Here is a 21127-nt window from a genome sequence, read left to right as displayed (position 1 = left end):
TTCTTTACTTATTAATTTTATCATATTTAGGTATAATGCTTATATTAGAGTATAATATAATACTCTCTTTTAAAAACTCATTTTCAATAGCATTTATATATTTAAATGTATCTTCTGAAAGTACCTCTTCCCTAGTCGCTCTATAAGGATCTAATGATATAAGTTCTACTTCAATTATCTTTTTTGATAAGTCCTTCATTTATAAATTGCACCACCTTATTGTTATACTTATGAAACTCTATTTTTCTTCTATGATATTACATATGCAATTCTGAGAATTTTTTTAATTTATCCCCTATCAGCTTCAAAGAAATTCTAGGTACAAATACACTCTCTTCAATTAACTAACCTTCCATTATTTTAACATAAAATGTTCTATTTCTAGGTCCATCAAACTCACAAAAGTATACATCTTGCCAGCGTCCTAAAATCAATCTTCCTTCATTTATAATTAGTGTTTGAGATGCACCTATAGTTGAAGATTTCATATGTGCATGTGAATTACCTTCAAAGTGTTTATAATTTTTATCATTTGTTGGATATACCTTTTCAAAGCCATAAATTAAATCCCTAACAACATCAGGGTCAGCATTTTCATTTATAGTAATTCCAGCTGTTGTATGCGGACAATATATAATTGCTATTCCCTCTTCAACACCACTATTTTTAATATCTTCTTCAATAATACTTGTAATATCAATCATTGTTTGTCTGTTATCAATTTTCAAAGAATGTTTATATAACTTATTCATATCATACCTCAATTAATAATAATATTTTTGTCTCTATTATAAGTTAAATCTTAACCTATATCCCATATTATCTGTCTTTGAAATCTAGCTAAATACTTAATACATGCTAATTCAAATTTTAATTTTCCTCCATAAACTTCATGATAAATAAATGTTCCATTATAAGTGTCTTCATCTTCCCATCTAAGTTCTTCTATTCTTATACTATGAAATATCTCATTTAGTCTATTCTCATATTTAACATTAAAACACTTTTCAAAATCAGTCTTATTTTCAAAGTATAGCTCTGTTACTAAGTAATCTTCCTTTACCATAATATTTAGTAATTTCATTAATGGTTCTAAATCAGTAATATTATCATTTTTTCTTATTCTGATTTCATAATCCTCATTCTTTAATTCCACCTTACCTTCTGAAATCATATTTTTTATATCCTTCATTAATTTTAATAAATTAATTTCCTCTATTTTTTGTAACATAATTATCTCCTTATCTTATTATTAATAAGATAATATTTCCCTAGCTTAATAATATTATTCTAGAAAGTAAATTATATTCAACTCACTAGGCCATCCATAATTCTAAATTTACTATGACAATTTTTGTTACTTATATGAAATCATTGAACTTAGCTCAAAAAAGTGTTAATCTATCAATATTAAACTAAAAAATATCTTTATCAAGTGTAAAATTTTCATTGATAAAATAATAATATTAAAGAGCTTATTTTTATTAAATATAGGCTCTTTTTTAGCGATAAAGAGAGGTACTACTATGCTAAAAATTGAAAACTTATCCTACTCCTTTCCACAAAAAAATCTATATAATAATATTTCCTTTACATTAGAAGAAGGTCAACACTGTGCCTTTATAGGAACAAATGGTAGTGGAAAAAGTACGCTTATAGATATAATTATGGATCCAGAAAAATATATGTTTGATGGATCATTAGAAATGGAGCCAAATTGTAGAATTGGATATGTGCGTCAATTCCAAGAGCTAGATAAAACAAAAAATATTACAGTTTTTGAATATCTTGCAGAAGACTTTATTAAACTACAAAATGAAATAACATCTATATGTGCTGAAATGGAGACATCATCAGATATAGATACTTTACTTGAAAAATATCAACAAGCTCTAGATGCATTTGAAGCAATTAATGGTGATGATTTTGAAAATATTATTGATAGAAAATTAAATCTTATAGAATTAATTAAATATAAAGATTTATTAATATCTGAGCTTAGTGGTGGAGAATTCAAGCTTATTCAAGTAATTAAATCAATGCTAACTAGTCCTGACTTACTTATTATGGATGAACCAGACGTATTTTTAGATTTTAAAAATCTTAATTCTCTTAAGGATCTAATCAATTCACACAAAGGAACAACATTAATTATTACCCATAATAGATACTTATTAAATCATTGTTTCAATAAAATTATTCATCTTGAAAACATGGAAATACAGGAGTTTGATGGTAGCTATATTGATTATAATTTCTCATTACTTCAAACTAAAATTGAATTGCAAGAATTAGCAACTGCTGATACTGAAGAAATTGAGAGAAATGAAATCTTAATAGATAAATTAAGAGAACTAGCAACAGAGAATGCTGAACAATTTAGAGGAAAAACTTTAAGGGCTAGAGTTAAATTCCAAGAAAGATTAGAAAAACGTAGGATTAAAGCTCCATTTGTAGATATTAAAGAACCTAATATTATTTTCGTTACAACTAATGAAGTAGAAGAAAAAACAGCTTTAAAAGTTAATGACTATAGTGTTGCTTTTGATGAAGTGCTTTTAGAAAATGTTAGCTTTCATATTAAATCAACTGATAAAGTAGCTATTGTTGGTTCAAATGGTACAGGTAAATCTACACTTTTCCAAGAAATCTTTAAAAATAATAATTCTTCTATTGAAATAGATAAAGATATTAATATAGGTTATTTATCTCAGCTTCAAGGTCAAACATTAAATTATTCTAATACAATACTTGAAGAGTTCTTTGATCTTGGTTTTAAAACTCGTGATGATATTAAAGAATATCTGGAAGGTTATAATTTTAATGAAGAATTACTTAATCAAAAGATAGGAACTTTATCTGGTGGAGAAAAAAATCTGCTTCAGCTAGCTAAAATTGGTGAAATTAGAACTGACCTTCTACTTCTTGATGAACCTACAAGTCACTTAGATACATATTCACAAATAGCATTAGAAAAAGCTATTAAAAACTATAAAGGCGCTATTTTAATGGTTTCTCATGATTACTATACTATAACAAACTGTATAGATTATGTTTTAATCATTGAAGATAAAAAAATTAGAAAAATTAGTATTAAAGAATTTAAAGAGATGATTTATGCTAATCATTTTAACAAGGACTATTTAGAAATTGAACAAAAGAAAAAATTAGTTGAAACAAAAATAGAACTAGCTTTAAGAGATAATAATTTTATTCTTGCAAAATCTTTATCTGAAGAGTTGGAAGAGATATTAAGTTAATCTAATACTAATTGAATAATTAATAATTTGTATGCAAATATAATGATAAAAAATGGGGAAACTAACGGTTTCCCTATTTTATATTTTATTTTTTAAATTTTCATAAATTATACCTTCTCTAAGTCCCACAGCACTTATAATAAGCTTTTCCGAATTTAAATATTGAAGTATTGATAAAATAGCCCCAACTGGTGCTGCAAATATCTCAGCTCTCTTTTTTGATAACCCTTTAACTTTACTTCTTTCATTTATAGGTAATTTTAAAAAATCATTATATATTTTAGAGATTTCATCTATTGTCATACTATAATTGTGAAGTAATTCTTTAGGATAATCTTTATCTTCCTTATATACTCTGGCTATATGTTTTGCAATACCACCAATTCCAATTACATTCATTTTATCATTTTTTATTAACCATGATATTTCATTAATAGTATCATAAATAAATGTATTAAGCTTAATCCTTTCATCTTCAGTTTCAATATTATTAAATCTTTTAGTAAGAGGAATACATCCTAATGGTAAACTTATAGTTTCTTTTAATTCTCCATTTTTCATAAGCGTAATCTCCATACTTGAGCCACCTAAATCCAATAAAATAGCGTCCTTTTCTCTCATTGAATTTTTAATTGCTAAATATCCATATCTAGCTTCCTCTTCTCCTGATAAAATATTTATTTTTAATCCTAAATCTACTTGAACTTTATTACAAATATCATCTCTATTTATAGACCTTCTAATAGCTTCTGTTGCAACAACACAAATATCTGTAACTTCATATCTTTTACATATAAATTTAAACTCTTTTAGTACATTAATAAGTGTATCTATTCCCTGATCAGCTAAATAATTATCTTCTGTTAAATAACTTCCTAATCTAATTGTTCTTTTTTCTTCATTAATTACTTTAAATGTTGAGTCTTCTTGTATTTTATAAATTATTAATCTTACAGAGTTTGATCCAATATCTATTACTGCTCTTCTTTCCACCTTACTCACCTATTACTTCATTTTCAATTTAATATTTTATCAATACCTTAATTTATATCTACTGCCTTTTCCATTATATATTCATTATGTCCTGAGTCTTCATTTACTTGTTCTTTTATTATTTTAAATCCTCTATTAATATAAAATTCCACTGATTTTTTATTTTCCTTATATACTGCTAAATTTAACTTTTTATATCTATCCATTACATAATCTATTAACTTTTTACCAATACCACTACCTTGATAATCTATATCCACAAATAATGCGCCTATAAATTCATTATTTATTATACTTATAAAACCTTTTATATCCTCTTCATCTTCATATACAACTGTTTCAGCCATAGGTATGTATATATTTCTTACATCATTATAGTTGTCTTCCCAATATTCTTTAGATATAAAATCATGAGCTTTTATAGTACTTCTTAACCAAATTCCCATTATTCTATCTATATCTTTACTTTTTATATTTCTTATCATATCAACTTATGTCTCCCTAATATCTTATATGTTTATATCTTATCATTTTTTATTAATTAATTTCTCTTTATTAAATTTTTATGTTTTATTAAAAAATTTTAGTCATCTTAAGTGAATTTTTAATAATGAATTTCAAATAGTACTTTTAAAATACTATTTATTAGTAGTAAAATTTTCACCTTCTAGTATATATTAAAAAAATACACACCTTTTATTAGATGTATATTTTCTATATTTCTATTATTTATTTTATTTCCCAAACAAATGTTGCAGTATCACTTAGTTCTATATCATCTGGTTCAATATTAGGTGCATATGCTTCTTCCATAACAAGGCTTTTATTCTCCATTTCATATGTTGTTTTAGAATAAATACCTACTTCACTCCAGTTATAATTTATAGTTACTAATTTACCAAGATTCACTTTAGATGCCTTAGCTAAAACTTCTGCCTTTCTTCTTGCATTTTCTGTTGCGTTAATAAGAAGTTCTTTATTTACTTTATCTTTATCTTTCACAGAAAATCTTATATTTAATCTAGGTTCCACTTCTGACTTTGTAATTGCTGTAAGTACCTTTGATAATACTTGCATATCCAAATCAAATTGAAGCTTTAAACCTTGCTCACAAATATAACCATCAAATTTGTTTTTGTAATTCTTATTTTCATCATAATAACTCTTATAACTTGTTCTAATATTAAAGCTTGTTGTTTTTAATTCTTTCTTATTAAATCCAGCTTCTTCTATAGCTTTTTCTAATTTACTTACTGAATCTGTAGCTAACTTCATAGTTTCTTCATAATCATATTTATGTGATACTAACTCCATATTTATAATTATTAAATCTGGCTTAACATTTACATTACCAATTCCCTTAACTGTAATTAACCTCTCCACTTATACTTACCCCTTTATTTAATAAATTACTTTAACTACCTATATTTTATCATATTATAAATAATAATTACTTCTTAATTTATCTTTCATGTTAATTTGCCATCCAATTTTTTATTCTTTTGCTTTTTATATAAAAAAGTAAAAGTTGATAACTTCAATTATCAACTTTTACTATAATATAATCTTATTAATATTTATTTAGCTGTAACTCTGATGTAAAATAATCTAAATATAATATAATTAGTACTTCAATAGCTATTCTTCTAAATATTTTCCAATTGGTGACTGATTATACTGTTTCTTAATCTCTATTATAACAGATCCATCCTCTTGCTCTGTTTCAGATAGAATTCTATACTTCATTTTAGATTTTTCAAGACTTTTTTTATACTTATCTACTTCGTCTTTAATCATTTTCACTGCATACTCATGATCTAAATCCTCCTTTAATTGAAAATGTAATGTCTGTATAATACAGGCAGCCTTTACTCTTTTCATTTCTGAATTCCTCCTTAAATTATTAATTTATATTAATGCTACTATGCATCAATATGAAAAAAAGGACTTGTTAAACTCAGTGAATTAGAGCGAAACAAATCCTTTTCGTTTACCCAGTAATTACTAGATCTTCCTATATATATATTATATCAATTTCAAATTTTTTTCGTAAGTTTTTTCTTAACAAAAAAATAATTTTTAATTATTTTTTATCCTTGAGAAAGTTCAACTCTCTTCTCTTGTGATTCATGTAATTTTAACATTACAAATCTAGCAATAGGTTGTGCTATAAAAATTTCTACAGCAAATGCAATTGCAAAGTTTCTTGGCCATTTATAAAAAAACTTATAAATAGGCTCCATAGTTATTTTTCCTATACCAATCCATGTTCCAATTACAGTTAATAAAATTGACATTAAAAATACTGTCCATAATGTATTTACTATAATATGTGCATTAAAACTATCTTCTTCTTTTATTATTTTTCTTGTTAACCATTCTGCTGGCTTATGAGTAAGTAAAACAATTATAATAACACTAATCCATATAAAGGGCACACTTTTCATAGCTTGTTCCCACACTGTCATATTAAATCCAACTTCAAAACATGTTATTAATGGTGCAATTATACATACAGATATAACTGAAATTATACCTATAAAAACTGCCATCTCTTTCTTATTTCTTGGTAACTTCATATAAAATTCCATTTCTATTTTCTCTCCCTAATTGAACTTACTCCTATGAATTAACGTCAGTAGTAAGTTTTATTTTTATTTAACAAAAAAATAAGCGTGGAACCAAACACTTGATTCCACGCTGAACAATTATACGCGCATAAATTTCTTTTTTTATTATATATAAAATCTATATTTATTTCAAGAATAATTTTATTACATTTATAACAATAATAACCGTACTTTCACATTAGAATTTATATACTGTCTATACTTTTACCCATATTTAGTTGCAAATTTTAAACTAAATATTATATTAAAAAAATTCATATATTATTCAAAAGGATATACTAATGCTATTTGTTCTCTAATTTCATCCATTATTGCTGCTAAATCTAAAGTTAAATTATGTGATGCTACATTGCTTTCTAGCTTCTTATCACTTATACAGCTATTAGCCTCTATAATCTCATACTTATAACCTGCTTCATTATATTCATCTTTAAACTTTTCTTCATTATTCTCACTATATAAATAAGCTTCCTTTGCCATCCAAAAAGTAGGTATAACTATCTTTCCTTTTTCTCCATAAATAACTGCTGTATTATCAGTTTCAGTTGAAATAGAACATGTTAATGATGCTACTTCTCCATCAGTATATTTAAAACTAATAGCATCAGTTTCATCAACATTAGTTCTAGTCATTGTTGCATTAGCTTTTATTTCAATTGGTTTATCTCCAATTATATAATTAGAAAATAATATTGGGTATATTCCAACATCCAATAATGCTCCTCCAGCTAAATTTGGATTATATAACCTCGAGTTAATATCTTCTTCACTCTTGAAACCAAAATTTGCTGTTATTAATTTTACTTTTCCTATTTTATTTTCTTCAATCCATTTTTTAGCTTGCTTTATTGCTGGTAAAAATAAAGTCCATAATGCTTCCATTATAAATATATTATTTTCCTTTGCTAACTCTAATACTTCTTTACTAGTTTTATAATTATATGAAAATGGCTTCTCACACAATATATGCTTCTTTGCTCTAATACACTTTATAGCATACTCCATATGATAATTATGCGGAGTAGCTATATATACTGCATCTATATTATCATCATTTAAAAATTCATTTATATCACTATAATAGTTGTCTATATTATATTTCTCTGAAAATCTTTTAGCCTTATCTAAATTCCTTCCATATACTGCTACAAGTTTTCCATCTTGTGAATTATTTATTTCTTTAGCAAAAGCATTTGCAATAGTTCCTGGTGCTATTATCCCCCATTTAATCATAGTTTGTAATTATATTAGCTATGAAAGCTAATATATCTCCTTTCTTAAATTTAATATATTTATATATTTCATTTAACTCATATAGCTTATACTATAGGAGCCATAAGAATTTTTCCTGTTCCACGATATACATTTACAAACCCTTCTCCTGAAACAGCAGATCCCATTAAACTTTTACTTGATTTTTCAACTCTAAAATCTAAAGACTTAGACCATGCAATTGCATAATTACCATCAATTCTAACCTCATCATTTTGTAAATCAAATTCAATAAGTTCATCTCTTGGTACTGGACTTTCTAACACTGCAATCCCATTACCTTCAAGACATAAGTTAAATAAGCCCTCATTTCCAAGCATTGCAGAAGAAAGATTTGTTCTTGCAACTACTTTTTGTTTTATTTTAGATTCACATGCAAGAAAAAGACCATCATCAAGAACTAAGCCATTCCATTCTGAAACATCTTCAAGCAGTATATGTTTATATGTTGGCTCTAACATCAATAGTCCTTTACCCTCATACTTAGGCTTAATTGCTGATTCTTTTGTCACCTTTGAAGATATTGCTTTACCAAAAAAATCTCCAATTCCTTTAACATCTGCTACCATTTTCACAGCACCTGCAGTCCATTGCATTGCTCCTGCACTTATTGTGTATGCATCTCCATTTAATTCAATTAGCACTTGTCTCTTTCTTACATTCATTTCTGATGCAAAGTATGCATTTATTGCACTTTGAGTATCTACACTTAAATCTCTCTTATACTCAAGGACCTTGACTCCACCTTTACTTGCTATAACTTCAATGTTCTTATTATCATATAAATTTTTATATGTAATCATTATAATTCCTCCAATATACATTATTAAATTTCATAAACCAGACTAATTTTATAATAATATTATACTATATTTTTATTTATTAAATTTAATATTGATTATATTTATTGATTTATGTCTATAATGAATATATAATATTAATTAATAATAATTATTAACATCGGAGGTTTATTATGGATATTAAAGAAACTATTTTAAATGTTATGAGAGAATCTGGAAAGCCAATTAGTGCTGGTGAAGTTGAAAAATTATCAGGACTTGATCGTAAAGATATAGATAAAGCTTTTAAAGAACTTAAGAAGGATGAAGCTATTGTTTCACCAGTTCGTTGTAAATGGGAACCAGCTAAATAAAATTTATTTTTGCTACGTTTTTTAATGATTTTTTATATTGTTGTATCATATTAATTATGATATAATTTCTCGTTGTAAATAGTAAACTTTCAGATTAATTCTGTTTGTTTACTTGTGATTTTAAAACAGTTCCTTTCTGTTTTAAGTTTGTTTTCTGTTCGAAGCTGATGGATTTATTTCCATCAGCTTTTTCTTTGCCTCAGGAGTATTTTTGGGAAAGCTACCATAACCATATTTATAAGCCATTTAAACCTAAACACAAAAAAGAAAGCGCAAATATATCTGGATTTACGCTTTCTTGCTACTCGACTAAATTTAGTTTATATTATAAAAAATATTTGTCAAACAAATATTTTTTTATAAATCTATATCAACCATCATTGTATCAATTTTTTCTTCAGCTTTTTTTATAGCATTTTCTCTTTCCTCTTCAGTTGTACCTGTTCCATCTATTTTAAGCTCTTGAACATGCTTAATACCAATAGTCTTCATTATTTTAGCTATATAATTTTCTCCTTTATCCATTATCGGATCTAGCGCCCATGGTATATTACCACCTGAAGATTGTATATAAACTAAAGCTCTCTTTTTATCATCTAATAATCCCTTTGGTTTTTTACCTTTTTCAAAAGAAATAGTCTTATTAGCTTGAACTATACAATCTATGTATTCCTTTAATGGTGCAGGAAATGATAAACTCCACATTGGAGATGCTATAACATACATTTCTGCACTTATAAATTGGTCACATAACTCTCTTATTCTTCGTATTTCCTTTTGATCTTTTTCTGGTAATTTCTTCGCAGCTTCTTCACTAATTACACAATTTCTATCTTCAAAATATTGATATTCTAACCTTGGAATATGTTCCTTATATAAATCTACTTCCTCAACTTTAAAGTCATTATGCTTTTCTAAAAAGCTATTTATAAATTTTCTTGCTACAGTTTTAGAAGCTGATAATTCTTCCGGCTTTGAATTAACACTTATATATAATAATTTTCTCTCCATCATGCACCTCTTAGTCTTTATTTAATTTACTATTCATTAGTTATTGTTTCCTAAAAAAAACATGATATAATATACAAATCATATATTATAAAAATTTTAAAAAAGGTGTTTATTATGAATAAATTATTTATATTGGTTGGGCCATCTGCTGCAGGAAAAAGCTTAATTTCTAACTTTCTAGTTCATAAGGATATTACTATCTTAAATAATCTAATTAACCAAGTTGATGATTCTTCTAAATTAGCAATGTTAGAAAATTTAAATTTAGTTATTGACAATTTAAATAAATCTCCATTTAGAAAAATTATTACTTCTACTTCAAGAAATCCAAGAGAAAACGAAACCCATGGCACTGATTACTACTTCTATGATAGAGTTGATTTTGAATCAAAAATCAATAACGGAGATTTTTTAGAGTATGTTGAGAACTTCGGAAACTACTATGGAACTTGCTTAAACTCTATAAACTCATCTTTACTTAATGGTAACTCAATTATTGTTTTAGATGATAAAGGAGCCATTAAAATGAAAGAACTTTTAAATACTCAAGCAATTACCATTTATCTTGATGTTCCTGTAGATGTCATGGAAAAACGAATGAGTTTTAGAAATGATGATACTCTATCAATGATAACAAGAACAACTAATTTACATATTATGAGTTATAAAGATAAATCCGATTTTGTTATTAATGCTAATAATAGAATTGATTTTGTATTATTAGATTTAGTTGAGATTATAAAAAATACTATTTCCAAATAAACTTCTCTTTGGAAATAGTATTTTTATTCTACTTATTAATATTTTTAAGTTTTCATTTTTTTAATTTAACTACAAATTTAGTATCACTTCTTACTAGTTATATGAAGAATAAAATCTACATATTATTTATTACTTTAATTTTAATAATTTTCTATAACAATATCTGAATTTACCATCCTAACTTTTGTTCTTTTACTGTAAAATGGCTATTATCATTTTTATACTCTATATGAAAATTATTATTTTCATCTATATTTATTTTAGTTAAAGTTGCTTGTCCCATAACTTCATCATTTACTTCATCATCTTTGAAATAATACATCAAAGCCTTAAGAGTTATTCCATGAGCTACTATTAAAATAGTTTTACCCCTATTTTCTTCTATAATTCTATCCATAGTTTTTGATACTCTATCCCTAACTTCTGCTAAATTTTCTCCATTAGGTGCAGATAATATAGTATTACCTTTCATAATAAGACCTATATCCCAACTAGGATTTTCTTTCATAACTTCATCTGTTCTTCTTCCTTCATAATCACCAAAGCACATCTCCATAAGACCATCATCAGTTATTACTTCTATATTTTTATCACCCTTAATTATATTTGCAGTATTAAGTGCTCTTTCTATTGGACTTGAATATATAACATCTATATTCATTCCTTTAATTCTATCTCTCAGTTCTTTAGCTCTTTCTATTCCATCTTCTGTTAATGGTGAATTTCCTCTTCCTTGCAATCTTTTCTCTATATTCCATAAAGTTTGTCCATGTCTAGTTAAATATATTATTGTATTCATCAAAATCCCTCTCCAAGTCTCTATATTTTCAGTTGTTTTATCACTTAATTTATCTGTATTTTAATATTTATTATTGCATTTAAATACTACATCCCTAATACTTAAGTAATTTTAATATTATTTTAACATAAAACTTTATATTTATATGTCACATAAAATTTTTCTATCATTAATTTAAAATATAAATATATATATGACTATATTTTAATATTTTTGATATAATACAAAGAGTAAAAGAAGGAGGTAACCTATGAATATAATTGTTTGTTTAGATGATAAAAATGGAATGATGTTTAACAAAAGAAGACAAAGTCAAGATAAGATACTTAGAAATAGTATAAAGGATATTGTTAAAGACACTAATCTTTTTATGAATGAATATTCCTACAAATTATATAAAGATATTGATACTGGAAATATTAAAGTTTGTGAGGATTTTCTTAATGAATGTGATGAAACTAGCTTCTGTTTAGTTGAAAACAAATCATTATTTAATTATGAAAATAAAATTAATACTTTAGTTATTTATAAATGGAATAGACTTTATCCTTCAGATTTATACTTTGATATTGATTTAAAAAATAATTCTTGGCAATTAATAAATTCTGAAGATTTTGTAGGTTCATCTCATGAAAAAATAACAAAAGAAACTTATAGGAGAATATAATAATGAAAAATTTATTTAAACTAAAAAATTTAACAATTGTTCTTTTAGGCGTATTCCTATGCCTAAATACATTTATTGGTTGTTCTACAATTGATATTCCTTCTACTACAAATGGTGGACAAGTAGTTGAAGACTCTTCTTCTAATAATGTACCTTCATCTAATTCTAATGAAAATGGTAATAAACTTAATACGGATATTGCTGATATTCCAGCATACTCTGGAAATGACTATGTAGTTTTAAATGATAATGTTCCTAACTTTTCTGACTCTGATTTAACAACTACTTCCTTTGAAGAATATAGCCCATTAGATAGTTTAGGAAGATGTGGTGTTGCCTTTGCAAATATAGGAACTGATTTAATGCCTACTGAAAACAGAGAATCTATAAGTTCAGTTAAACCTAGCGGTTGGCAATCAGTTAAATATGATATCATAAGTGGAAAATACCTATATAATAGATCTCATTTAATTGGTTTCCAATTAACTGCTGAAAATGCAAATAAAGAAAACTTAATTACTGGTACAAGATACTTTAATGTTGAAGGAATGTTACCATTTGAAAATATGGTTGCTGACTATATAAAAGAAACAAATAATCATGTCTTATATAGAGTTACACCAGTATTTGAAGGAAATAATCTTGTTGCTACAGGCGTTCAAATGGAAGCAAAATCTGTAGAAGATGATGGTGAAGGTATTGAATTCAACGTATTTGTTTATAACATACAACCTGGAATTACAATAGATTATGCAACTGGTAATAGTGCCCTTAGTGGTGAAGAAATAATAAATACTGATTCATCAACTGATTCAACTAATGATTCAAGTACTTCTAATAGCACTAGTTCAAATATTAATAATGATTCTGATAATAATTCTGATGTAGCAACTGTCATAAGAGGAAATTCTAAATCTAAAATTTATCACTGTCCTGGCCAAAGAGATTATGAAAATATGGCTGATTCTAACTATCTTGTTATTTTTAATAGTGAAGATGAAGCTATTGCTGCTGGATATAGAAAAGCCTCAAGGTAAGCATATAGCTATATTTAAATAATCTTATACCTAATATAAATTAAATACTATAATAAGAGCACCTAGTAAGAATATTTAATCTTGCTAGGTGCTCTTTACTTTAAATACATAAGAATAACTACTAAATTATAATTTAAATTAAACCATTTTCTAATTACTTGATATAATATTTTCGTTATGCTAAACTATGCTTCATACCTATTATAAAATCTTGGAGGCGAGTTAATTTGTCAAATCAAAAAAAATTTTTAATAAGAGTTTTTATAACTTTTATTTGTGTAGTTTTCCTTTCTTCTACCTCTATTAATTGTAGTATAAATTTAAATTCTATAAAAAATATTGAAGATAATCCTATTCCTCCGGAAATAGAATCTGATGATTTTTCATCCAAAACTCCTTCAAATTATGATGCCTTAACTAACTTTAAAATAGCAAGATATTATTTATTAAGTTCCAAATCTTTCACGTCTGAAAGTACAGGTTATATAAAAGCATCTGGATTTTCTCAAAGTATTAAGGGAAGTAAAAAGTATGATGGTGAAAATTATTTTTCTGAAGCTATAAGCTATAGTATTTTTAAACAACTAGCTAATAGAATTTTTTATAATGGTAATGATATTACTATTTTACAAGGAACTCATATTTCTAAGGACACTGCCTCTTGGAATGGTAAGTCTGAAATAATATCTAAAGATGAATATAGAAAACGATATGGTGGATTGCCCACTGCTTTTATTAGATATATAGTTGATTCTAATACTATTCTTTCTAAACATATTGAAAAGAAAGATAATAACTTATATACACTTTCATTCTCTTTAAATCCTCTTCTTGCTACAAAAGCATATGTTAATGAGATAATGACATCCTCTGGTAGTGTTGAGACACCTATTTTTAATAGTATAATAATGTATGTAACTATTGATAATAACTGGATTATACAAGAAATGACCATAGTTGAAAATTATGATATAAAATTATCATTTTTACCTGGAACCCAAAATGCTACTAGTAAAATAACAGAAACTTTTTCTAATATTAATGGAACTGTTATTTTATCCACTGATGAATTATTAAAGGGGTGATTATATCACCCCTTTACAATTGAACTCTTAAATCTTTTATATTTTATCATTATCAAATATATAATTATCTGAATAATTTTTAGCTTTTAGTTTTTTATCTTCACTTTGTATTGTCCATGATATTATTGTATATCCCGTCTTTCTTAAATCTTGAATTCTTTTGTCTTCTAAACTATTTATGTTAATTGATATAAAATCTGCTTTATCATAAGTATTAGAAATAATTTTCTTATAACTTTTCAAAGATCCTTCATCATTAATATCATTTATTAAAATACCTTTTTTAACTTCTGGTACATTTTTTGAGTACCATGTAATAACGCTACTATCAAAGGATTGAATTGCAAAGTCTCCCTTATACCCCTGAAGTATATTATTAACTTCACAACAAAGAGCACTGATATTTTCACAGCCTTTTATCTCTATTAATATAGGTACTTTCCCATCTACAAGCCTTAGGACATCCTTAAATAATGGAATACTTTGCTCTGTATTTAATATCTTTAAATTTTTTAATTCATTATATGTAACATCTTTAACCTTTTTAGAAACTCCAGTTAATCTCTCTAGATTATTATCATGAATAACTACTACATTCATATCTTTTGTAAAATTAACATCTAATTCTATTGGATATCCATTTTTTATTGCATTATTAAAAGCTGCCATTGAATTTTCTGGATATATCTTATTATGTAAACCTCTATGTGCTATTGGTTTATCAGTTATCCAAGTTGTATCTACTTTATAACTATTAATTTTCTCTGCATTATATATTTTAGATGTTGTAGAAGTAAAGCTAATTATTAAAATAATAACTAATATTATTATGAGATTTAATCGTCTTGATATTTTATTTAACACTAATATCACCTCATGTAACTCAAATTCTAATTTTATGTAAATTTAAAGTATTAATTTATTTAGTAGTAAATTTTAATTTATATATTTAGTATATATAAGTTCCATAATATTACTCATAATACATGAAAAAACTATATTTTAAATCTACAAACATCACTGCTATTGGACTTACTAATCATACTTTGTTATATCTTAAAATAGTTACTAAAACAAATATACATTTTTAATTTGTAAATAAAATTCAAATAATAAAGTATTTTAAATATAAAAAATGTACTTACAAAACTCTGTAAGTACATTTTATTACTCTTAATATTAAACAGGTAATAATAAACCTGATTTCTTTAAAATTGGTCTTATTGCATTATAAATAATTGCAACTAATATTACAGATACTACCGCATTTACAAATGTAGTTACTGCACTTAATTTTGCTAAAATAACAGCAGCATCTTGTGGTTGTCCTAAAACATATTGCTTATAAAAAAATCCAACAATAGGATCTGCAATTACATTAAAAGCTAATCCTCCAATTGATGAAATAATACTCCACTTTAAAATATATTTCTTATCATCACTTTCACTAATCTTAGCAATTTTATGTGCAATTAATCCTGTTATTAAACCAATACATAATTTTAATACAAATGTTTTTGGTGCTACTGTTATATATACTGGGTCAAGTAAATCTGCAATTGTCATACCTATTGCTCCAGCAAGTCCACCATACCATCCCCCAAGTAGTAAAGCTGCTAAAACACAAAAAGCATTTCCAATGTGAAGTGAAGTTGCATCTCCACCTGGCATAGGAATTTTAATTTGTAAATAAGTAAATGATACAAAGCACAATGCTGCAAGTAATGCTGTTTGAATTAATTTTTTAAATCTTATTTGTGCATTCATAATAATTACCCCCTTTTAATTATAAAACTTCAAATAAATTTTATACCTAAAATGGTATTTTATGCAATTGTATCCATACACATATTCACAAATTAAATATTTAAAACATTTTTTTATATTTTTCTAAATTTCTTATACCATCAAGTTCCTCATCTTTTTTCATATAGTCTTCAAAAAAATCATTTAATTCTATAGATTTAAGAACATCTTCTAAAGCTAAATCTAGCTCATTAATAGCTACATAAAAACACGCTCTATTATAGTATAAAAAACCTTCATCTTCATTTTCTTCTATACCTTTATTTATTATTTCGATAGCTCTTTTATAATCTTCTTTTGCTCTATACATTACAGCATAATTTAAATAACTATATGGATAATATGGATTTTCTTCTATTGATTTTTTATAATATTCTTCTGCTAAATCTAAATTACCTAACTTTTTGTTAAATACCCCCATATTAAATAAAATTCTAAAGTGTTTACTATCTATTTCAAGTGCTTTTTTCATATATTCTAAAGCAAGCTTTGTATCTTCTAATTCATCATAAATACATCCTAAATTAGCATTTGCCCATAAATCTTTTGGATTTAGTTTTAAAACTTCTTTATAATTTTTTATAGCCTCTTTCTTATTACCTAATTCATCATAAGCATTAGCTAAAAAGAAATATGCCTTTTCATATTTATTATCATTCTCTATTGCTTTTTTATAATACTCAATTGCTTCTTCATACATTTCATCATCATCATAAATAATTCCTAAGCCATAATACGCAATAGCGTTAGTATCATCAAGTTCTAGTACTCTTCTATACATTTTTTCAGCTAAATCAAAATGTGCTATTTTATCATATAAAAATGCTAAATCTAAAATTAAATCTATATCTTCTTTTCCTTCTTTACATTCATATGCTTTCTTAAAAAATTTCAAAGCCTTTAAATAGTTTTTTTCAGTCATAAAATTACGTCCTATTGATATATAGTTATCAAACATGTATGTCTTATCCAAAGTAAATCCTCCAAATTAAATAAGATTGCACCTTAATTGGTACAATCTTATTTTTACACTAATTTCATTATATCTAACTTACATTATATTAAATTACAGTAGCTCCATCAACTGATAATACTACTCCACTTATATAACTTACTCCTCTTTTCCTTTTATATTTTATTATTAAAAAATTGGTTCTTGATTATTCATTGAATATCCATCAGTTCTAACATCTTTCATATCTACCGTAGTATCTTTTATTTCAACTTTACTTAACTTTTTAATAGCACCATATGGTTCTTTTAAGGAAAGTGTATCTCCTCTACCTGAAATAACCCATAACGTCTTATATCCTCTAGGTATTACCCTTAATTTATCTTCACCTTTTCCATCAGTAAAATATATTAGTAAATTTATATTTTTATTATTAGCATATTCAAAGACAGGAGTAAATCTAGTTCCACCACCTGATGATATCCTATCCTTTACATCTTTCATAGACTTAGCTTTATAGGCACGCTTAATTTCTTTATCACATTCTATAATTGTAATTTCATGATTATAATTTTTCACTATAGAAAGTACTTCCTTAATTGCTTGCTTAAATTCTTCATCACTTATACTACCACTTATATCAATAGCAACTGCTATTTCTGCTTTGTGATTTCTAAGTTCTCCCCTTAAATCTAGTCTATTAGGTTGTCTTCTATTCCTTCTTGTTATAGTTTTCTTTTTATTACTTTCCACTGTTCCCATTAACCTTTTAAGATATAGGTTCCAAGGTAGTTCACTATTACTTTTTCTAAGAGATGCTATCATACCTTCTATGTGAAGAGGAATTTGTCCTTTTTCTGCATTACTAATAAATTTATCTGTAAAGTCTTTAAGAGTTTTTTCATCTAGCACACTATTTTCTTCCCAAATATCATGAGTGTTTTCTGGATTATACTGATTTTCTATATTTTCATCTATCCTAGTATCATCTTCTTCACCTTCATCATCATCCTCTAACAAATCTAATTCATTTTGAATTTTTTCTGCATAATATTCAAAAGTATTATATGGCTCCAGATTCAATGAATATTTTGTATTTACACCTCTTAATGTAGTTGCATATGGTGGCAAATTATTTAAATATTGATTCACTACTATGTCCATAGCTAAATTAATTGCTAATGTGCTGTATTTTCCCTTTAATTCCTTTGCTCTTACTAAATGCATAGATAATATATGATGAATTTCATGTTTAATTGTACTTTCCATTTGTTTTATATCAAGTTGCAAAAATATTATTGGGTTAAAATATATAACATACTTAGCATTTTTAAAGTTAACACCAGTAGGACTACTTATATCAAATCTTATCTCTTTTTCCATCTGGAATAAAAAATACCCATAAAAGTTATCCTTATCTTCCATTAAACTTAAATTAACTTTACTTATAAGGCTAAAAAATTTCTCTTTAAACTCTTGTGGTACATCAGCATCAAAGCTTTCTCTATTACGCTTTGCTTTAAACATAGCTGCACTGCTAACAATTTCATTTATATTTTCATAAAGTTCCTTTTTTTGCTTTTCAAAATAACTTTCCATATACTATCCCCTTATTTGACTATAGGATTCAAAATATGCTTCTACAAACTTTTCATTTTCTAAAGCTACTTTATAAGTTTCAGGATAACTATTTTTCATATCTTTCATTATTCCAACCATTAAATCTATAGGATACTTCTTTATAAATTCTATGAATCTATTAATATAATAACTTTTTTCATCATTATAACCTTGAATATTATTTTCTAAAGCTTTTAAAGTATTCATCGCAGTTAAATAAAGCCTTGTATGACTTTCACCTTTAATTTTTTCTATAACTTCTTCGCTAAGAACATCTCCTGAAAAAATATCTTCAAAGGATATTAACGGTTTTTGATTTGCTTCAACAAAACTTATAAATTCTTCTGCAATTAGCTTTCCTACATTTCCTTTTATGACATTTACAAATACTTCTCTTGGGATTTCATCTATTTTATCTTTATAAATCTTAAAAGTCTTTGAAAGTCTTTCGTAGCTTCTTGGTGTAGCTCTTACATCATCTTCATTTACTTTATGTAAATATTCAGGGAATGTAGAAATAAACTCTATAACCTTTTGTTCTATTCCAATGTCCATTGCCCATTTTAACCAAGCTGTATGATCGCTTTCCATATTAAGCCATACAAATCTATTTTCTTGAGCCGCATCCATATCTACAACTTGATAATTAAAATCTGAACCATATTTACTTGATGGATTCATTGCAGCTAATATTTTTACGTCTTTATGTAGCTTATATCCATTTATCTCTCTATTTAATATTAAGTTCATAAGCTCTTGTTGTACTGTATGCTCACAACGATTTATTTCATCAATAAATAAAAGCACACTTTTTCCTTTAGCTATTTCTTCATCTATTTCCCTTAATTTTGTATGAACTGCATATATTGTTGTCTTTTTTTCAACCTTATTACCTATAGAGTCCACTGCAACATAAGATTCTACTGTAGGTAGTCCCCCTATCTCTCCTTCTTTAAGTAAATTTCCATCAATAACAACAAAGCTCCAAGAATTTTTTCTTGCTATTTCCCTTGCTAATGCTGTTTTTCCTATTCCACTTTCCCCTACTACTAATGGAACTTCTCCAGTAGCTAATACTAATTCAACACTTTTTAACGTATCTATAAAATTCATTTCTTTTCCTCCATAAGTTTAAGGTTTATTAAACTATACCATCTATATTTCGCTTGATTTTTAGACTCTATTTTTACATGCTATTTAATATCTAACCATATATAATTACTTTTATATTATCTTTAGTTTCTCATCTACAGCTATCTTTTTCGCCTTTTTACTTCCATATTCATAAATAAACATCATCTTATCTATAGGTATATACTCACTATCTACACTTATAAGATTACAATTTAAAAAATCTCTAACATATTTTTCTTCAATATCATCTTTTGATAATACTTCTTTTAATGCTTCCTTTATTTCTTCTTTAGGTATTTCTTTTAACACACTTTTAGATATATATTTAATTACTAAAATATTCTCCTTAAAGAAATTTAATATTTTTTCCTTATTTAAATTATTTACAAATCTAACTGCTGATTCATTATTTTTAATAGCAATAATTTCTGCATTGTAGCTAGGTGATTTTATATATCTTAATGCATCATAACTTATCTTTACTGCTTCTTCTTGTACACTTTCATAAGGATTTTTTATATACTTTATTGAATCATAATCTTGCCTTATTGCCATTAATTGCAATTCTTCACTTGGATCTTTTGCATATTGAATTGCCCATCCTCTTTGCTTTATTCCTATTTTAATTACGTCTTCACTTGGATTTTTAATATAACTCAAATTAGTCCATCCAGCTTCAACTGCTCTTATCATCATTTCTTCTGTAGGTTCATTTATATATTCAATTGCTCTAACATTCCTCTTCATAGCCAACTCTTGCATTTCTTTTGTTGGATTAGTTATATATCTTAATAAAAGACCATTCTTGTCTAAGGCTATTAATTTCATTTCATTAGTAGGATTATTTATATTTCTTATTCCCATAGGGTTTGTTTTTATCATTTCAATTATTTTAGCTTCATCCATAATATTCCCTCTATTTACATAACCGATTTAAACTATTATT

The 21127-nt window shown here is 25.8% G+C and carries 24 protein-coding genes; 6 read left to right on the top strand and 18 right to left on the bottom strand.

Features of this window, described 5'->3' with window-relative positions; all coding sequences use genetic code 11:
* Nucleotides 1-4: 4 nt before the first annotated feature.
* From LPC13_RS10860 to LPC13_RS10850, 3 genes are all read right to left on the bottom strand, one after another.
* Entirely contained in the window at nucleotides 5-199 is a 195-nt protein-coding gene (locus tag LPC13_RS10860; protein ID WP_005209781.1) for a hypothetical protein, read from the bottom strand.
* Between the two features lie 145 nt (nucleotides 200-344).
* A complete protein-coding gene (locus LPC13_RS10855; protein ID WP_005209780.1) occupies nucleotides 345-752 on the bottom strand; it encodes a secondary thiamine-phosphate synthase enzyme YjbQ in 408 nt (135 codons plus the stop codon).
* 50 nt (nucleotides 753-802) lie between these two features.
* The gene (locus LPC13_RS10850; RefSeq protein ID WP_005209779.1) at nucleotides 803-1231 is read right to left on the bottom strand and encodes a hypothetical protein; all 429 of its coding nucleotides are present in this window, start codon (nucleotides 1229-1231) and stop codon (nucleotides 803-805) included.
* A 295-nt stretch (nucleotides 1232-1526) separates the two neighbouring features.
* Between LPC13_RS10850 and LPC13_RS10845 the strand changes: the two genes are divergently transcribed.
* Nucleotides 1527-3260 carry an ABC-F family ATP-binding cassette domain-containing protein gene (locus LPC13_RS10845; protein WP_005209778.1) on the top strand — a complete coding sequence of 578 codons (1734 nt, stop codon included), beginning with the start codon at nucleotides 1527-1529 and terminating at the stop codon, nucleotides 3258-3260.
* A 78-nt stretch (nucleotides 3261-3338) separates the two neighbouring features.
* Here LPC13_RS10845 and LPC13_RS10840 read toward each other — a convergent pair whose 3' ends face one another.
* From LPC13_RS10840 to LPC13_RS10810, 7 genes are all read right to left on the bottom strand, one after another.
* The gene (locus tag LPC13_RS10840; RefSeq protein ID WP_040418358.1) at nucleotides 3339-4253 is read right to left on the bottom strand and encodes a Ppx/GppA family phosphatase; all 915 of its coding nucleotides are present in this window, start codon (nucleotides 4251-4253) and stop codon (nucleotides 3339-3341) included.
* Nucleotides 4254-4300: 47 nt separating this feature from the next.
* A complete protein-coding gene (locus LPC13_RS10835; protein WP_005209776.1) occupies nucleotides 4301-4738 on the bottom strand; it encodes an N-acetyltransferase in 438 nt (145 codons plus the stop codon).
* Between the two features lie 244 nt (nucleotides 4739-4982).
* Nucleotides 4983-5636: an SIMPL domain-containing protein gene (locus tag LPC13_RS10830; protein WP_234088803.1), complete on the bottom strand. Its 654-nt coding sequence runs from the start codon at nucleotides 5634-5636 to the stop codon at nucleotides 4983-4985.
* Between the two features lie 255 nt (nucleotides 5637-5891).
* On the bottom strand, nucleotides 5892-6134 hold the full coding sequence (locus LPC13_RS10825; protein WP_005209773.1) for a hypothetical protein: 243 nt from the start codon (nucleotides 6132-6134) through the stop codon (nucleotides 5892-5894).
* A 209-nt stretch (nucleotides 6135-6343) separates the two neighbouring features.
* Nucleotides 6344-6844 carry a hypothetical protein gene (locus tag LPC13_RS10820; RefSeq protein WP_234088802.1) on the bottom strand — a complete coding sequence of 167 codons (501 nt, stop codon included), beginning with the start codon at nucleotides 6842-6844 and terminating at the stop codon, nucleotides 6344-6346.
* Nucleotides 6845-7144: 300 nt separating this feature from the next.
* Nucleotides 7145-8116 (bottom strand): Gfo/Idh/MocA family protein, encoded by a 972-nt coding sequence (locus tag LPC13_RS10815; RefSeq protein WP_005209768.1) that lies wholly within the window; start codon nucleotides 8114-8116, stop codon nucleotides 7145-7147.
* Between the two features lie 86 nt (nucleotides 8117-8202).
* Nucleotides 8203-8958 (bottom strand): AIM24 family protein, encoded by a 756-nt coding sequence (locus tag LPC13_RS10810; RefSeq protein WP_040418346.1) that lies wholly within the window; start codon nucleotides 8956-8958, stop codon nucleotides 8203-8205.
* 170 nt (nucleotides 8959-9128) lie between these two features.
* Between LPC13_RS10810 and LPC13_RS10805 the strand changes: the two genes are divergently transcribed.
* A complete protein-coding gene (locus LPC13_RS10805; protein WP_005209763.1) occupies nucleotides 9129-9308 on the top strand; it encodes a hypothetical protein in 180 nt (59 codons plus the stop codon).
* 357 nt (nucleotides 9309-9665) lie between these two features.
* On the opposite strand, the gene LPC13_RS10800 is transcribed toward LPC13_RS10805, so the two are convergent.
* Nucleotides 9666-10322 (bottom strand): FMN-dependent NADH-azoreductase, encoded by a 657-nt coding sequence (locus tag LPC13_RS10800; protein ID WP_005209762.1) that lies wholly within the window; start codon nucleotides 10320-10322, stop codon nucleotides 9666-9668.
* A 111-nt stretch (nucleotides 10323-10433) separates the two neighbouring features.
* Between LPC13_RS10800 and LPC13_RS10795 the strand changes: the two genes are divergently transcribed.
* Nucleotides 10434-11081, top strand: coding sequence for a guanylate kinase (locus LPC13_RS10795; protein WP_005209761.1), 648 nt, complete (start codon nucleotides 10434-10436; stop codon nucleotides 11079-11081).
* A 169-nt stretch (nucleotides 11082-11250) separates the two neighbouring features.
* Here LPC13_RS10795 and LPC13_RS10790 read toward each other — a convergent pair whose 3' ends face one another.
* Entirely contained in the window at nucleotides 11251-11880 is a 630-nt protein-coding gene (locus LPC13_RS10790) for a histidine phosphatase family protein (RefSeq protein ID WP_005209760.1), read from the bottom strand.
* 250 nt (nucleotides 11881-12130) lie between these two features.
* Between LPC13_RS10790 and LPC13_RS10785 the strand changes: the two genes are divergently transcribed.
* The 3 genes from LPC13_RS10785 to LPC13_RS10775 all read left to right on the top strand — a co-directional run bounded on the left by LPC13_RS10785 (nucleotide 12131) and on the right by LPC13_RS10775 (nucleotide 14669).
* On the top strand, nucleotides 12131-12547 hold the full coding sequence (locus LPC13_RS10785) for a hypothetical protein (protein ID WP_005209759.1): 417 nt from the start codon (nucleotides 12131-12133) through the stop codon (nucleotides 12545-12547).
* Between the two features lie 2 nt (nucleotides 12548-12549).
* Nucleotides 12550-13584, top strand: a complete 1035-nt coding sequence (locus LPC13_RS10780; RefSeq protein ID WP_005209758.1) for a DNA/RNA non-specific endonuclease — start codon at nucleotides 12550-12552, stop codon at nucleotides 13582-13584.
* Nucleotides 13585-13811: 227 nt separating this feature from the next.
* Nucleotides 13812-14669 carry a hypothetical protein gene (locus LPC13_RS10775; RefSeq protein WP_005209756.1) on the top strand — a complete coding sequence of 286 codons (858 nt, stop codon included), beginning with the start codon at nucleotides 13812-13814 and terminating at the stop codon, nucleotides 14667-14669.
* Between the two features lie 36 nt (nucleotides 14670-14705).
* Here LPC13_RS10775 and LPC13_RS10770 read toward each other — a convergent pair whose 3' ends face one another.
* The 6 genes from LPC13_RS10770 to LPC13_RS10745 all read right to left on the bottom strand — a co-directional run bounded on the left by LPC13_RS10770 (nucleotide 14706) and on the right by LPC13_RS10745 (nucleotide 21087).
* The gene (locus LPC13_RS10770; RefSeq protein WP_005209754.1) at nucleotides 14706-15533 is read right to left on the bottom strand and encodes a glycerophosphodiester phosphodiesterase family protein; all 828 of its coding nucleotides are present in this window, start codon (nucleotides 15531-15533) and stop codon (nucleotides 14706-14708) included.
* Between the two features lie 315 nt (nucleotides 15534-15848).
* Complete coding sequence (locus LPC13_RS10765) at nucleotides 15849-16436, bottom strand: ECF transporter S component (protein WP_005209752.1); 588 nt, start codon at nucleotides 16434-16436, stop codon at nucleotides 15849-15851.
* Nucleotides 16437-16536: 100 nt separating this feature from the next.
* The gene (locus tag LPC13_RS10760; RefSeq protein ID WP_234088806.1) at nucleotides 16537-17433 is read right to left on the bottom strand and encodes a tetratricopeptide repeat protein; all 897 of its coding nucleotides are present in this window, start codon (nucleotides 17431-17433) and stop codon (nucleotides 16537-16539) included.
* Nucleotides 17434-17616: 183 nt separating this feature from the next.
* Nucleotides 17617-19026 carry a vWA domain-containing protein gene (locus tag LPC13_RS10755; RefSeq protein WP_195245159.1) on the bottom strand — a complete coding sequence of 470 codons (1410 nt, stop codon included), beginning with the start codon at nucleotides 19024-19026 and terminating at the stop codon, nucleotides 17617-17619.
* A gap of 3 nt (nucleotides 19027-19029) precedes the next feature.
* Nucleotides 19030-20160 carry an ATP-binding protein gene (locus LPC13_RS10750; protein ID WP_234088801.1) on the bottom strand — a complete coding sequence of 377 codons (1131 nt, stop codon included), beginning with the start codon at nucleotides 20158-20160 and terminating at the stop codon, nucleotides 19030-19032.
* A 111-nt stretch (nucleotides 20161-20271) separates the two neighbouring features.
* Nucleotides 20272-21087 (bottom strand): hypothetical protein, encoded by an 816-nt coding sequence (locus LPC13_RS10745; RefSeq protein ID WP_005209740.1) that lies wholly within the window; start codon nucleotides 21085-21087, stop codon nucleotides 20272-20274.
* Nucleotides 21088-21127: the final 40 nt, after the last annotated feature.

Origin of the sequence: Clostridium celatum (assembly GCF_021412605.1) — a bacterium.
Classification (GTDB): Bacteria; Bacillota; Clostridia; order Clostridiales; family Clostridiaceae; genus Clostridium; species Clostridium celatum.
This window is presented reverse-complemented; position numbering and strand designations above follow the sequence as displayed.

Coding starts and splice junctions, on each gene's coding strand:
- LPC13_RS10755 (WP_195245159.1), bottom strand. CDS start 19,026: ATGGAAAGTTATTTTGAAAAGCAAAAAAAGGAACTTTATGAAAATATA.
- LPC13_RS10745 (WP_005209740.1), bottom strand. CDS start 21,087: ATGGATGAAGCTAAAATAATTGAAATGATAAAAACAAACCCTATGGGA.
- LPC13_RS10820 (WP_234088802.1), bottom strand. CDS start 6,844: ATGGAATTTTATATGAAGTTACCAAGAAATAAGAAAGAGATGGCAGTT.
- LPC13_RS10860 (WP_005209781.1), bottom strand. CDS start 199: ATGAAGGACTTATCAAAAAAGATAATTGAAGTAGAACTTATATCATTA.
- LPC13_RS10800 (WP_005209762.1), bottom strand. CDS start 10,322: ATGATGGAGAGAAAATTATTATATATAAGTGTTAATTCAAAGCCGGAA.
- LPC13_RS10805 (WP_005209763.1), top strand. CDS start 9,129: ATGGATATTAAAGAAACTATTTTAAATGTTATGAGAGAATCTGGAAAG.
- LPC13_RS10835 (WP_005209776.1), bottom strand. CDS start 4,738: ATGATAAGAAATATAAAAAGTAAAGATATAGATAGAATAATGGGAATT.
- LPC13_RS10785 (WP_005209759.1), top strand. CDS start 12,131: ATGAATATAATTGTTTGTTTAGATGATAAAAATGGAATGATGTTTAAC.
- LPC13_RS10850 (WP_005209779.1), bottom strand. CDS start 1,231: ATGTTACAAAAAATAGAGGAAATTAATTTATTAAAATTAATGAAGGAT.
- LPC13_RS10815 (WP_005209768.1), bottom strand. CDS start 8,116: ATGATTAAATGGGGGATAATAGCACCAGGAACTATTGCAAATGCTTTT.
- LPC13_RS10750 (WP_234088801.1), bottom strand. CDS start 20,160: ATGAATTTTATAGATACGTTAAAAAGTGTTGAATTAGTATTAGCTACT.
- LPC13_RS10855 (WP_005209780.1), bottom strand. CDS start 752: ATGAATAAGTTATATAAACATTCTTTGAAAATTGATAACAGACAAACA.
- LPC13_RS10765 (WP_005209752.1), bottom strand. CDS start 16,436: ATGAATGCACAAATAAGATTTAAAAAATTAATTCAAACAGCATTACTT.
- LPC13_RS10825 (WP_005209773.1), bottom strand. CDS start 6,134: ATGAAAAGAGTAAAGGCTGCCTGTATTATACAGACATTACATTTTCAA.
- LPC13_RS10845 (WP_005209778.1), top strand. CDS start 1,527: ATGCTAAAAATTGAAAACTTATCCTACTCCTTTCCACAAAAAAATCTA.
- LPC13_RS10780 (WP_005209758.1), top strand. CDS start 12,550: ATGAAAAATTTATTTAAACTAAAAAATTTAACAATTGTTCTTTTAGGC.
- LPC13_RS10795 (WP_005209761.1), top strand. CDS start 10,434: ATGAATAAATTATTTATATTGGTTGGGCCATCTGCTGCAGGAAAAAGC.
- LPC13_RS10760 (WP_234088806.1), bottom strand. CDS start 17,433: ATGTTTGATAACTATATATCAATAGGACGTAATTTTATGACTGAAAAA.
- LPC13_RS10810 (WP_040418346.1), bottom strand. CDS start 8,958: ATGATTACATATAAAAATTTATATGATAATAAGAACATTGAAGTTATA.
- LPC13_RS10790 (WP_005209760.1), bottom strand. CDS start 11,880: ATGAATACAATAATATATTTAACTAGACATGGACAAACTTTATGGAAT.